The 14,130-nt window shown below is 47.3% G+C and carries 8 protein-coding genes; 1 reads left to right on the top strand and 7 read right to left on the bottom strand.

The window, feature by feature from the left end; all coding sequences use genetic code 11:
* Positions 1–43: 43 nt before the first annotated feature.
* The 6 genes from ACFVQB_RS05625 to ACFVQB_RS05600 form a co-directional block, all read right to left on the bottom strand.
* On the bottom strand, positions 44–1,696 hold the full coding sequence (locus ACFVQB_RS05625) for an extracellular solute-binding protein (RefSeq protein ID WP_379435389.1): 1,653 nt from the start codon (positions 1,694–1,696) through the stop codon (positions 44–46).
* Positions 1,697–1,758: 62 nt separating this feature from the next.
* Entirely contained in the window at positions 1,759–2,655 is an 897-nt protein-coding gene (locus ACFVQB_RS05620) for a carbohydrate ABC transporter permease (RefSeq protein ID WP_379435388.1), read from the bottom strand.
* A gap of 12 nt (positions 2,656–2,667) precedes the next feature.
* A complete protein-coding gene (locus tag ACFVQB_RS05615) occupies positions 2,668–3,594 on the bottom strand; it encodes an ABC transporter permease (protein WP_082935088.1) in 927 nt (308 codons plus the stop codon).
* A gap of 44 nt (positions 3,595–3,638) precedes the next feature.
* Positions 3,639–6,722 (bottom strand): alpha-mannosidase, encoded by a 3,084-nt coding sequence (locus tag ACFVQB_RS05610; RefSeq protein WP_379435387.1) that lies wholly within the window; start codon positions 6,720–6,722, stop codon positions 3,639–3,641.
* A 41-nt stretch (positions 6,723–6,763) separates the two neighbouring features.
* Positions 6,764–8,968 (bottom strand): hypothetical protein, encoded by a 2,205-nt coding sequence (locus ACFVQB_RS05605; RefSeq protein ID WP_379435386.1) that lies wholly within the window; start codon positions 8,966–8,968, stop codon positions 6,764–6,766.
* A gap of 166 nt (positions 8,969–9,134) precedes the next feature.
* Entirely contained in the window at positions 9,135–10,283 is a 1,149-nt protein-coding gene (locus tag ACFVQB_RS05600; protein ID WP_379435385.1) for a GntR family transcriptional regulator, read from the bottom strand.
* A 307-nt stretch (positions 10,284–10,590) separates the two neighbouring features.
* Here ACFVQB_RS05600 and ACFVQB_RS05595 point away from each other — a divergent pair, with 307 nt between their 5' ends.
* Positions 10,591–12,645: a GxGYxYP domain-containing protein gene (locus ACFVQB_RS05595; protein WP_379435384.1), complete on the top strand. Its 2,055-nt coding sequence runs from the start codon at positions 10,591–10,593 to the stop codon at positions 12,643–12,645.
* A 217-nt stretch (positions 12,646–12,862) separates the two neighbouring features.
* On the opposite strand, the gene ACFVQB_RS05590 is transcribed toward ACFVQB_RS05595, so the two are convergent.
* Positions 12,863–14,011 carry a glycoside hydrolase family 76 protein gene (locus ACFVQB_RS05590; RefSeq protein ID WP_379435383.1) on the bottom strand — a complete coding sequence of 383 codons (1,149 nt, stop codon included), beginning with the start codon at positions 14,009–14,011 and terminating at the stop codon, positions 12,863–12,865.
* Between the last annotated feature and the right edge of the window lie 119 nt (positions 14,012–14,130).

The following is a 14,130-nucleotide window of genomic DNA, read 5'->3' as shown; positions in this document are numbered from 1 at the left end:
GCCTATTTGATTCCCGTGCCAAGCGGTAACTGCCTTTTCGGCATTAGTTCGGCATTTGAACAGTCACGATATCTTTTCCTTTCAGGTTCTCATTGGTGAACTGCATCGCTTGATCGTATCCGGTCTTCCGAAGCTGTTCCCTGAGGTCGTTGATAATGCTAAGGGCGGCTTCATCCGATTTTGCGAAAATGGCTTCCTTCCAGGCATCTCCCATCCGGTCCATGGAAGGCTTCAACATTTCCCATTCCGGTGATTTGGTGATTACATCGCCCGGGTTATAGGCTGTAATCACGTGAATACCGTTTGGACGAAGGATTTTTCGGGCATTTTCCATGGCATCGAGTCTTTCCTGATCTGCCCAGATGTCTCCGCCTGCTCCCGAGTTGATGCGATCTAACCCCGTGATCGATTCCAGTCCGATGCTAATGCCCACACTCTTGCGAACTTTACCGGATTGATCTGCTGTAAACTTATCGAACCATTCTTGGTTCGGTACTGGTTTGCCGTCCTTCATGTCCCAATGAACACCTTGAACTCCGTACCGGGCAAGCATGAAGCCTTCGTCAGAAGCCATGAAATCGAGAAACTTGAGCGCTGCGTCTACACACGCACCTTTACAGCTACTGGTGATAGCCGTTACGTTGTTTCCTTGAATGCCAAGATCGACGGGCCGGCTCGGCTCAACATCTGCCCGCTCCAATGGTCCGAGCGGGATGTAATCGCTTCCAGGATGTGAAGTAACATATTCTTTGGAGGCGTCCAAAATGGCCGGATAATGTGCGGCAAGGATAGCAATGCGTCCTTGATTAATTTTTTCCTTGGCGATGGGATCCGTCTGAGTAAAGGCTTCGGGGTCCATTAACCCTTCTTCAACCAGTTTACGATAGAACAAGGTGTATTCTTCGTATCCTTTGGTGAAAAAGTTATGTTCTACCGTTCCGTCACCTTTGTCTACATAGCCTGCTCCCGAATAGAACATCGTGTTTCCGATGCCTACGGACCATCCGTTACTAAAGCCACCCAGTGGAAACACGGGCTGGCCACTCTCCTTCAGATTGGCATCCTTGACTTTTTGGAGGAAGTTATAGAAATCTTCTTTCGTCACGACAGACTGAGGATCCACGCCGACTTTCTCGGCGATGTCTTTACGAACATAGAAGCCATACAGCCAATCCATGCCGTCTTCGTTCGTCGCGGGCTGATTTTGTAAAAGTAAATATTTCTTGCCGTCATACGCATCTATCGCTTTTTCATACAACGCTGGTGGCACATTCTCTTTCGCAATGGATTTCGCCAGGTTCGGGTAATCCCCCAATTTATCGGATATATCGACCAGCTGTCCTTCTTTGGCAGCCTTGATGATCCCGTCCAGCTCGCCGCCCCATGCAGGTCCGGTGTAAATGTCCGGCAAATCCTGTGTAGCGAAAATCTGGTTTACTTTCTCCGTCTCGCTGCCTTTCGTATATTCCCACTCCAAGGTGACGCCAGTTTTCTCTTTGATTACTTCCTCCACAGGAGTTATCCCATTATCCGATCCGCCTGAGCCATTCCAATTGTGCAAGATTTTGAGTTTATTTCCGTTCTCCCCTTCTGCGCCTTCCCCGTTCCCTGATGAATTCGTGCAACCGCTCAGCAAACCTCCAACCATGATGGACACGAGCAAAATGGATACGCCTTTCGACCAAATCCTGTTCAAACCAATCGCCTCCTTGAATAAATGATCTCGGTAAAGCTCTAGCAAATTCAGGTCAGGATGATCTACCCTTTAACGGAACCAATCATAACCCCCTTCACGAAATATCGTTGCAGAAACGGATATATACATAAGATTGGGAAAACCGTAATGACAAGCAATGCCATACGAAGTGATTCAGGTGTTGCTCCTGCTCCACCGACACCACCAACCGTCTGCCCACCCTGCTGTGCTGCACGCTGCATCGAATTGGATAGCGCCTCTGCTTCCGTCAGCATTTCTTGCAGGAGGGTCTGCACCGGGATCAAATCTTTGTTAGATACGTAATAAGCGCCCGAGAACCAGTCATTCCAGTGGGCTACCCCAATAAACAGCGAGATCGTTGCAAGTACCGGCCCGGAGAGAGGCAGAATGATCCGCACAAAAATTTGAAAATCACCATACCCGTCAATCCGGGCCGATTCCTCCAGCTCTTCCGGTATGCCTTGCAGGAATGTCCGGATAATGATGATGTGCATGAAGTTGAACAACATGGGCAAAACGTATACCCAGAAACTATTGATCAGATGCAGTTTTTGAAGCGTAATGAAAAACGGGATGAATCCCGCACTGAAAATCGTGGGCAAAAAGATGTAAAAGGTAAAAAAGGAGCGACCTGGCAATGTTTTTTTGGAAAGTGCATACGCCATGAGTGTGCACAATACAACGTGGAGAAAAGTACCCAGCACGGTGCGCATAATCGTAATTTGATATGCCTTCCAGATCCGCGCGTTATCGAATACCTGAGCATAATTATCCAATGTGAATTGGCGGGGAAGAAAATAAATTGCGCCTTGCATCGAATCCTTACCGTCGTTCAGTGAATAAGCCAAGATGTATATAAAAGGGTAAATCATCGAGAATCCAACCAAAGCGAGAAAGATATAGTTAAGTACCGAGAATAAGGACCATTTTCGTTCCATAAGGTCACCTCCTTAGAACAGGGATACATCACTGACTTTGCGGGCGATGCGATTAACGGTTACAACTAGAATGAGTGCGATAACACTTTGGAATAGTCCGACAGCTGCAGCGTAACTGAGACGCCCTTCTCGAATCCCGGAGTTAATGGCATGCACGTCCAGTACACTACCCAGGCTTGCGGTTGCAGGTCCATTCAGGAGAAGCAGTTGTTCATAACCCGCGCTCATCAGACTGCCCACAGCGAGTATGAATAATATGATAGCTACATTGCGGATACCTGGAAGCGACACATGCCACATCTGTCTGAAGCGTCCCGCACCATCCATCTTGGCAGCTTCGTAAAGCTGCTGATCAATACCCGCAATGGCGGCCATAAAGATGATGGAATTCCAACCGATATTCTTCCAGATGTCTGATCCAACGATCATCTGATAGAACCATGTTGGATTGTTCAGGAACTGGATCGACTCCGCTCCAAATGACCCCAATAGATCATTGACTGGCCCACCATACGGCGTTAGAAGCCGTTGCATCAGCGTAACTACGACGATCCAGGATACGAAATAAGGCAAGTAGGAAAGGGTCTGAACTGTCTTTTTGAATTTGATCATACGGACTTCATTTAAGAGGAGTGCAAGAATAATCGGCATCGGAAAGCCAATCAGCAGTTTCATGAGACTGATAATGATCGTGTTACGTATGATGTCACCGGATTGGTAGTAATTGAAGAACTGTTGAAAGTACTTGAGGCCCGCCCACGGACTCCCGGTGAATCCGCCAACGAAATTGTAATCCCTAAAAGCAACCTGGATTCCATATAGCGGTACATAGGAGAACAGGAAAAACCAGACGATTCCGGGCAGCATAAACAAATAAAAGAGTTTATGCTGCCAGATTCGCTTCATCAATCGATTGTTGCTCACTCGTGTCTTGATCACATTCCAACCTCTCCTTTCTCATGATGGACGGTTAACCATCCCAGCTATAGCTGTCCTAGCTTCAATCGTAACGTGATGATTTCAAATGGCGTGAAGGATAAAGCCATCTCGGATGTTCCTGCAATTGGAACGGGTGAAATGATATTCTCCATAAGATCAGTCATCCAGGCATCTGCTACCTGGAATCCAAGATGTAATGCCGTGGTGGCATGCGTTCCCGAAGTTTCATATAGACGGACGATGATGTCGTCACCATCCTCGGATTTTTTGACGGATTCCACCATGATGTGCGGATGATCCGGCTGAAGAAATGCTTTGGAATACGGGAGCTTACCTTCCTGCTTAGCAGATACAGATGATAAGGAAACTGTACGAAGCGGAATGTTCAGTTCATTACCTTTTCGATAGATCTCAGCCTGAACATGGTTGCCTTGATGCGGATATAACGAGTAAGTGAACGTATGCTCCGCACGATCCGCTTCCGGATCAGGATAGGAGCTACTGCGCAGCAAATTCATACCAAGCACATTATCAATGGCTCTGTGACCATATTTACAATCATTAAGCAATGAGACTCCATAATCCGGCTCCGATAAGTCAATCCACTGATGAGCACATATCTCATCCTTGGCGAAGTCCCACATGGTATTTCGATGAGTTGGTCTGGTCAAACTGCCAAATTGGATCTCACAGTGAACCTGATCTGTACGGATATTCACCGGGAATGAAGTACGAAGCATTTTCCCGCTCTCTCTCCAATCCACGGTCGTCTCGAAATCAATACGTCTGCTACCTTCTGTCAGAACCACGGTCTGGATCAGAGTGGATTCTCCATAGTTATATTCGAAGACCAGCCCAACTTTTGGACCGTCACGAAGCTCGCGAATGTCATGAAGCGTTAATGGCATACCTGTATGTGCGGAATAGTCATGACTGAAATCCCAAGCATCTCCTTCGTCGTGATACACACGAAGTGCATTTCCCGGATGACCTTGCGGAATGATTTCCCGAGCTTCTGCCTTGTCCCGAATGGAGAGAATAACTCCGTTACGATCAAACTTTACGATGAATGTGTCATTCTCTACGCAGCGTTCTTCAGCGGAAACGTGAAATTCCGACTCTCGTATTCCCGGAACTAACTGGGCGCATGATGCGATCTCATCTATGGCACCCTGGTCCACATGATCTGATACCATTGTGTATCCCATAGATGGAACCTGAACCTTGCGCCAGCTTCCATTCGTGTGAATCCATTCCTGACGCTCCCAAGGCAATGAATTGAATATCACCACAGAGGAGCTGGATGAGGATTCGATATTTGAAGAGATCTGGTCTGCCATATGGCTGTAGGTTTCGTTGATCATATTCTCTGTCTGATCTAAAAGTTCTTCATATCGTACAAGTGACTCATCATACACTCGCTTAATTGAAGACCCTGGAAGGATATCGTGGAACTGATACAGGAGGACTTCCTTCCATATCGTTTCCAGTGTCTCGGACGGATAAGACTTGCCTAGCTGTGCAGCCACGAGTACAGAAGCGAACTCCAATTCGCGCAGCGCCTTCTCCATCTTCCGGTTATACCGCTTGCTTCGCCCCTGACTGGTCAGGGTTCCTTGATGCTTCTCCAGGTAAAGCTCACCGCGCCACGTCTGGAATCGTTCACGTTCTTCATTAAGCCGTTCGAAAAATTTCCAAGAAGGTTCCTGTATGACAGGTGACAAGCCAAGCAGGTTTTTCTCCCGTGTCAGCCGCTCCAAATGCTCTTCGCCAGGCCCTCCGCCTCCGTCTCCTATACCAAAGAGCATTAGCGCATGGTTTGATACATTTTTATCCAGATACCCTTGTTCAGCTTTGATGATCGAACGCGGAGCTGCGGGACTGTTGTAAGTATCCTCAGGCGGCATATGTGTTAATACAGTTGAACCATCAATTCCCTCCCACAGAAAGGAATGATGGGGATGCCGGTTGTATTCACTCCAGGAGAGCTTCTGGGTCATCATGTAATCTACACCGGATTTCTTTAATAACTGGGGCAAACTTGCCGAGTAGCCGAATACATCAGGCATCCAGAGTGATTTCATTTCCAGGCCAAATTCCTGCTGGAAATAACGCTTGCCGTACAGAATCTGGCGTACGAGTGATTCACCACCAGGTACATTTGTATCCGATTCTACCCACATGGCGCCTTGCGGTTCCCATCTGCCTTCACGTACACGTTCCTTGATCTGCTCATACAGCTTGGGATAATGCTGCTTCATCCAATCGTACAGCTGCGGTTGGCTCGCTCCGAACACATAATCGGGATAACGCTCCATCATGCGAAGCACAGTTGAGAACGTTCTAGCTCCTTTACGGATCGTTTCACGGATCGGCCATAACCAGGCCAAATCTATATGAGCATGACCCACAGCGCTTAGGGTTAAGACCGGATCGCCTCCTTGCAGGGTTAGCTGTTCATTTAGTCGTTTCTTCGCTTGCTCGACATGCTCTTTCGAGAAATCAATCAACTGTACTGAAATATCATAGAGCGTCTGATAGATTCTCTCCTTCCGGGCGGAACCTTCATGGAGCTGCTCTGCGGTCTCCAAGAGCACCTCGGTATCGTAATAGAGATCCCGAATATCTTCCCTGCAGAAGGCGACGAGTGCTTCTTTCAACGTCCCTCCCCGATACTTGCCGAACAGATCGTTATTGCCTGCATCTGCCCACACTTCAACTTCCTGTCCATTTACAGATGTCTCATGGAGCTGCACGACTCGTTTCCCAGGGAGACCTAATGAAAAATCAAATTCGGAGTTAATCGTCGTCAATCCTTGGATAGGTGATCCTTCATGGTCAACCAGACACAGCTCACCGTTGACATCCAGCAAGAGGACCGTGCTTTGGTTACCTGTGACTGCCAGAAGATTACCTGCAAAACGGAACCAGGCACAGTCCCATAACTCCCCCCATTGTTCTCCTTGCTTGAGTGTCACTTCCGTGCCGGACATCCGTTCCTCGTAAGGTACGGGCTCTGGTGTAACCCAAGCCGTCACTTCCAATTCGGCAATCGGCTCATATATGGCTTCCCGAAGTTTGTTTAAGATCTGTTTTAACCGTTCTGGCCTTATCGGTTCGTAGGGCATGCTAGTATACTCCTCTCTGTTACATCAATCAGGTTGTGAATTCAGGAAGTCAAGCGGACATGAACCTCTGCATTGTTCTCGTTACCATGTTCGTACTGAAGAAGCACTGTCTTTGAATCCGGGTCCCATTCCCACATCACTGGGGCGGTCTGTTCTTGAACGACATACTCGGCAGATAATGGTCTGGCCTTGCAGTACAGTCTTGCCGTTGCCTTCATATTGGCTGGCCCTTTCGCAACGAATCGAAAACCTGTGGCCGACTGTGACAGACCTTCTATTCTGGAGGAAGCAGCAATGACGGATACTTCTCCAGCCGTTGGACGACCCGCTTCAACATCATAGAGCAAGGCTTGCTCTCCAGAATTTAGTGCCACCTGACTCAGAACCGAGAGCTTTGAATCAAACAAATCCACAATCGGACCTGGAATGACTACTGCCTCTTCGCTGACCGATTCATCGAGAACCGATACGATCAGATAGGGTCCTCGTCTAATTTGGAAATATGGTTTCGATTCCCACTGTAATTCTGGTCCGTGGACAGCTTCCATCGTTTCTTTGACAGATTGGCGCAGCCGATCAGCCCCTGCCTTGGATAAAGTGAAGTCAGCCGGATGTTCATCCAACCAGCAAACTCCCCCTTTTCCTACTCTATTGACACCTTCCCTCTTATCTTTCAGACCTAGCTGTTCAAACAAATGCGATCGAGGAGAGTTATACGTCAGATCTGACTGCCCTTCCTTGCGGTCATGGTTCCACCACGCACGAATATCGTGATATGGATCACTGTCATCGCCAACATAGATTAACACTCCGCCATCCTGTACCCACTGTGCAAGCGCATAATGAATGTCCGGATATTCCGGTTTGATAAATTCATAGCTTAGTATGAGCACACGATATGTTGCCAAGTAACCCGGATACCGCCTCACATTATCCAGTTGAAGGGGACGGACAGGAATACCGTGTTTCAATAACGGCAGTGTCAGACCGTAAAAAGGGGAAAAATCGAGCAGTTCGGTATCGCCATCCTCCTGAAATCCTTCAGGATCTGTTCCATCGTATTTACCGGCATGGGGTGCATTGGGATCAGGCTTCATTCGTTGAAACATCGCTGAGTCTGCAATAAAAACGCCAATTTGTAATGGTTCTTCTGCTGTTTCAATCACATCCTGATTCATGTTACCAAGCGTGTGCATGACTTGAAGCAAAGTTGTGACATAGTCTGACGGAATTTGCTCCTTGCCAGAGCCATCTTCGGATGGATATGTGCCTTGAAAGATTCGTCGAGGCCAAGGTGAGACTTCATAATGGGCGACCCCGGGATGCAGCAATGAGGCAACCACCGTTTTTAAATAGTTCTGTCGGTAATCAGCCCAGGTGTAATTCGGATTATCTTCAATCGGATCATGCAGGAACCACATTCGTCTGTCGGTCCCACGAACCAGTTCCTGCATGACACCATACTCAAGGTAAGCGGTTTCAAATGTGCGCTCCTTCCGCAACCCTTCATACACATTGGGGGTTCGGGATGTCCCGGTCCAGATCTGTGCAATGTACCCATCGATGGAAGGCATCTCCAAGAGCTGAGATTGCGGACTGACAATACGCCACTGTGTGTAATTAATCAGACTATGGGTCGGAACATAAAAGCGAAGGACACGACCATAACGTTTTAACGCGTAGTCCTTCATCTCGGCACATAATCGGTCCAGGACACGTGTATATAAATACGCTTTTAATTTGGAAGCTCGAAATTGTGCGTCAGGTGAAGCATGTGGCGGAATCCAAGGCTCTTTGTAATACAGCTGCCATTCCCGTTTAAAAGCTTCCGAATATCCACCGTTTACCCAGAATTCAGGTTCCTCCAGATGGATAGCTTCCACGCCTGCGTCAACGGCAATACGTATTCGATCCGCTATGTATTGACCAAAGGAAATGGTAGGCACCATGTATGGAATGACTGGCTCGCTCCCATGAAGAATCATGTTTCCTTCCCGGTCCATTTGAGCTTCATCCCAATGTGTTGCGCCATCGACCTCGCCATCCAGATAGCTGTTGTAGGTCCCCCAAGCAACTCCTGTCATCAGATGAACAACATAGCCTTTTTCTTTCCACTTCAGAATGCGTTCCTGCATCGACTCATCAATCCCGTAAACCATCACAAAATCAGTCTGCAGATCATAATCGGGATGATAAGGAGCAGATTCTTGAAATCCGGTACGCTCTTCCTTTCGATCTCGTGCCATCTTCTTAACCTCCCCAGCTCGTATTTGATTTGGGTTGCAATGTATGACTATCCATCATTTTCTAGACTATAATATATGATATGAATATATTCAATATGTTTTTTAAACAAACATAAAAAAACCTTCTCCGCTTCTCTACGGAAAAGGTTTTCTTTTCTTGTGAAAATTAAGCTTGAGGAACTGTTCCGGTGGTTTGACGTACGACCAGCTCGGGTTCAATCAGCATTTTGCTATAACTTTTCGCTTCCCCATGACCACGTAATACTTCAAGTAATTTAGCAGCCGCTCGATACCCCATATCCCTCTCAAATTGCTTAACATGGGTAAATATACTGAATTCCTCCACGATTGAGGTGGGATCATCGAAGCTTACAATCGATACATCTTCAGGCACTCGAAGCCCTGCTTGCTTGGCCATCTGATAGATTTGCACACCTAACCTGCCGTTAAGCGAAACATAGGCTGTGACCATTCGATTTTGGATATATCGATACAAAGGGTGGGCCTCCGCTTCCTTAAGTTCACTTAACGGTTGGAAATCCGTAATCATATGAGCAGGATTGATTAAGGCGCCTTTGCCTTTTAAAGCCTCTATATAACCTTCGATCCGCTCCTGAACCGTAACTGTCTGAAGGGGAGAATCCGAGCAAATAGCGATATCCCGGTGTCCAAGCTCCCATAGATGCTCCACAGCTAGCCTCGTCCCCCGTCTGCCATCTGCCGCAATATAATGTGTCTCGACCCCTGGCAAATAGCGATCCATCAGTACAAAAGGAAAACCCGAGAGCTTCATGCCAAGGATCTCCTCGTTGTAGTTCTCTTCATCGACAGGAAAGATTAACAGACCTTCTGCCCCAAGCGCCTTCATTTCCTTGATGACGTCCTTCTCTTTATCCACCTTGCCATGTGTAAACATGATCATGCTGCGATACCCTTCCTCGCGCAAGGCTTGCTCAATTCCCTCAACAAGCCTGATGGCAAAATAATCATGGATGGAGGGCACAATGATGCCAATCATTCCAGTAGGCAGCGTCCCCTCTCTAGCTTTCATTGATGTCGCTTGCGTTGATGTCACAGAAGCACTATCCGCTTCTTCTGCTACAAAACTGCCTTTCCCCGGCACACGCGCAATTAACTTTTCATTTGCTAATCCGGTCAACGCATTGGCAACCGTAATTTTACTGACCTGAAACTGATCCATCAGTTCCTTCTCTGTCGGTATGCGATCACCGGGTTTCATATTTTCTGAAGTTATGACATGTCTGATATAGTCCTGGATTTGTTGATACAGTGGAATTCGATCATTTGTACTCATTTTGATCACATCACCAATTCATTCATAATATTTGAGATATATAATATATCCTTTCACCCACAAGTGCAATAAACAAGCTGAGCTTATCTGCAGTTGCAAAGAACATCTCTCTGATATCATCGCATTTAATATGCCTGATTTCCAGGAATGATGGGAACTTTTGTCGAACCCCTTGTAAAATTATATATGAATATATTTAATATGTATTGGATAGAGATGTGTGAATTGGCTTTTAGCCACAAGAGGAGGGTGGGTATTACGAAGGCACATGCTCTAATTTCTGACTATAACAAGGAGTGAATTCGCCATGGCTCGTAGATTCACGATGCTCTGTTTAGCCTTCCTATGCGCTTTTTCATTAACCGCGGGCGCAGCTTCAGCTTCGGAGACAGATATACAGACAGCTAAACCTGATGGTTCCAAACACCGTGAACTGCCAAGTTTCAAAAAGCCGAAACATTTGGATGCAGCCGACATCTATGATGCGCCAGGTGACATCAAATTGTTGCTGGGAACATTACAGGGAATCGTTAACAGAGAACAACCCCGAATTTATCTGATTGAGTCCCAGGAAGAAGGCAAATTGACCTGGCTTAAGGACATCGCCGTGCCTTACACGCTTCATCAGGATTATTGGGAAGTGTTCTCTGCTTATCGCAGCGAAGTCAAAGGCATGATTGTATATGATCCTGAAGTACCTGATACGATCAACGTAGCAACCACGCTCGCAGGACTGAAGAATGCTGTGGTTGCCAGTCCCGAGTTAGCAGTCAAATTGTCCAAAGCCCCTTACAAATTGAAGATTGTGGATGACCTGCGGGGTAAATTCAATAGTCGGATAGATGCCTATACCTGGCAATATGAGAATCTGTGGAAGAAAACGAACCACCAGATGTTAATTGGACTTGATCCGGATACAGCGATTCGCATCCCATCCGGCTTGCCTGAATCCTTTGTTACGATAACGGAGGAAAAACAACAGATTCGGGATGCAAGCAACCATGATACGTATTCCCTGGATCTTTCTTCACTCTTGGGAAAATCTTCGGTATATCTCCGATTTGATGACGCTTTTACTCAAGATGGCTGGGGACCGGCTGTACATGAGATTACGGTCAAGGCAGATGGAAAAGAGATCGCAAACTTCATCGCAGGAACACCGGAAGAAGAACAATTCCTCTATGATAGACAGAATTCCAAGGTTGCTGAAGGAGAAGGAGGCCACCGTTTCGCCGATAATGGCAATTATTTTGTTTATGAATTCAGTCCTCCTGCAGGTACTCAGAACCTGACGGCTGAAGTGGACATGTGGAACCAGTATAAAGTATCCGCGGGTAATATCCGCCCTCTCTCCGCTGAGCAACGGGAGCCCTATGCATACTTAAGGGATTATGCAGTCGCTAATAAAGCGATGGTATTCTGGTTGGATTCCAATGTGCCTGAGCAAAAAGCACTCTTCGAGAAGATCATGTCTGATGTAAAACCGGGAACTCCCTACCTTGGCTGGTTTAGCAATGATGTGGAAGGTGAGTTCAGCTCCGTTGAAATCGCATCTCGATATGGTGTCTATGTTCTCGCTGCCGATTGGTTCAGCAACCTGACTGTTTTCTCGGGAACAAAACCGAAGCTCACCCCGGTGAAAAAATCTCCACGACCTGCCTTGGAGAACAAAATCTATGTAACGTATACCTTTACGGAGGGTGATAATTTTCAGTATAACCAGCATCGCATGCGTGTGATGTGGGATGATCCGGCCAGGGGTAAGGTTCCGATTAACTGGACTTCAAGTCCGCTTCTCTACGAAGGTGCACCAGCAATATTGAATTATTATGTGAACACAGCAACCCCGAATGATCTGCTAATCGCAGGACCGTCCGGTGCAGGATACTTCTATCCGGGGGCATGGCCCGACTCAAGCTTCCGGCAATTTTTGCAGCAGACCGAAAAATATATGAAAAAGACCGGCATGACCATCCCTTATGTGCTGAACCGCGTAGACAGCGAGAATGTACCACTCACGCCATTTAAAGCCAAGGCTTACGCGCAGGATTATAATACACCCGGCTTATTCATCAGCTATGAAGACAACTATGGTGTGGAAATCGTTGATGATAGCCTGCCCGTATCCACGATTCGTGGAATAAGTACGGTGCAAGACGGATTACAGGTGCTGAATGAAGCGAAAGCGAATTGGGACGGCAAATCCCCATTGTTCGTTTCTCTTGGATTGCTTGCATGGAGTACGACTCCATCCGATGCACTGGCGATCACCGAAGAACTCGGAACAGAATTCAAGGTCGTTCGTGCTGATGACTATTTCTCCTTAATCCGAGAAAGTTACAACTTACCTGCTAGCAAGTAATCACCATACTTACAATGAATTGCAGACGCGTAAAAGCATCGTACCCCTGAGATATCGGGTACGATGCTTTTTTTCGGATGAACCCTCACCGCTGATTTACCGTTTAACAGTGACACCGGAACATAACAGCACCGCATGATCTTTCTCTTGGAAAGACTCATGCAGGCGCTGACCTCTAATAATTACTATCCTATTAACCTATCATCCACTCAAATGCCTACTTCTTCGCTGGTCTATCCGGTTTACTTGGTTTATCCAATTTGCCTGCTTCCAGTTTAGCAGCTCCTTCCAGCAGAAATACGCCGCTGAGCTGAGCAGTAAGATCGAGTGGGTTCTGGGCTGCTTTGCCCCAAGCCTGACCGAATAATCCATTGTCCCGGCTACCTTTCAGTAAGGCATCGGCATTGCGATAAACCGCCTTTTGCAGGCTCTTGTTATGCCCGACTTCATACAACTCAACCATGTAGCGGATCAGTATGCCTTTGAACAACGCACCGTCCCCGTCGCCGTCCTCTTTAAATATGCCCGTCTTCTGATCCGTTAAGGTCTTCAAAGAACCTGCTGCCGTTTTCTCGGCATCTTTCAAATACGTCTTCTCGCCTGTTATCCGGTAGAGTTCAACACCCGCTCCGATAAACGTGCCTTGATTGTACGTAAAGATCCATGCTTCATTCACATCCAGTGTGCCATCCTCCTTCTGCACCAAACCATCCGCTACCAGGCCCGTTTGCGGATTAACCAGATATTGTTTCTCCCAATCATATATTTTTTTGGCCCATTCCAGATCCCGCGCATCGCCAAAACGCTCATACAGCCTTGCAGCCAAGATGGCGGCAGGCCCACTGGAGCATGCATTTCGGTTGTAACGCTGATCCTTTTTCCAAGCCATACCGCCAAGCTCATCTTCCCACCAGGCGGTCTTGATGTCATCCCACAACTCCATTACGTATCCCTTCATCTCTTCACTGCCTGTTGCATCATACAGACGAAGCCCGGCGAGCGCGAGCCATTCCATATCATCGTAGAATTCATTGTGAAGTGAACCATTGCATGCAATGATACTGCGAACGAGTTCTTCTGCACGCTCAGTGTAGGCCTTGTCTCCTGTTCGTTCGTATCCGTCCACCAATGCATCGACCGCATGAGCCTTCCACCAGTAATTCAAGGCCTGTTCACCTTCTGGTGTTGATGGATAAGCATTATTCATCATTTTTGATGCATCGTTCCAGTAGTATTCATGCAGCTTCTCTTGCGACCACTGCGCCTGAGTGGCATAGCGGTTCTTGCTACCGCTTGTTGCCCCCATGGTGGTGACCAGAATAATGCTGAGTACCAGCGTAAGGCTCACCATTTTCCTTTTGCTCATCAGATCCCTTCCCTTCTCCAGTAGACGTATAACTAACAGTTCACTCGTAAAGCAGTATCAATCCCTTGCTCCAGCTCTGTTCGCGCATTTCCCTGACGATGTTCCTTCACCCCCTTCCA

Source organism: Paenibacillus sp. NPDC057886 (assembly GCF_042796655.1).
Classification (GTDB): Bacteria; Bacillota; Bacilli; order Paenibacillales; family Paenibacillaceae; genus Paenibacillus.
Note: the sequence above shows the minus strand (reverse complement) of the source record. Positions and strands in the feature narration are given on the sequence as shown.

Excerpts from the sequence above, each read along its gene's own strand:
- ACFVQB_RS05620 (WP_379435388.1), bottom strand. The coding sequence starts at position 2,655 with ATGGAACGAAAATGGTCCTTATTCTCGGTACTTAACTATATCTTTCTC.
- ACFVQB_RS05610 (WP_379435387.1), bottom strand. The coding sequence starts at position 6,722 with ATGCCCTACGAACCGATAAGGCCAGAACGGTTAAAACAGATCTTAAAC.
- ACFVQB_RS05605 (WP_379435386.1), bottom strand. The coding sequence starts at position 8,968 with ATGGCACGAGATCGAAAGGAAGAGCGTACCGGATTTCAAGAATCTGCT.
- ACFVQB_RS05600 (WP_379435385.1), bottom strand. The coding sequence starts at position 10,283 with ATGAGTACAAATGATCGAATTCCACTGTATCAACAAATCCAGGACTAT.
- ACFVQB_RS05595 (WP_379435384.1), top strand. The coding sequence starts at position 10,591 with ATGGCTCGTAGATTCACGATGCTCTGTTTAGCCTTCCTATGCGCTTTT.
- ACFVQB_RS05590 (WP_379435383.1), bottom strand. The coding sequence starts at position 14,011 with ATGAGCAAAAGGAAAATGGTGAGCCTTACGCTGGTACTCAGCATTATT.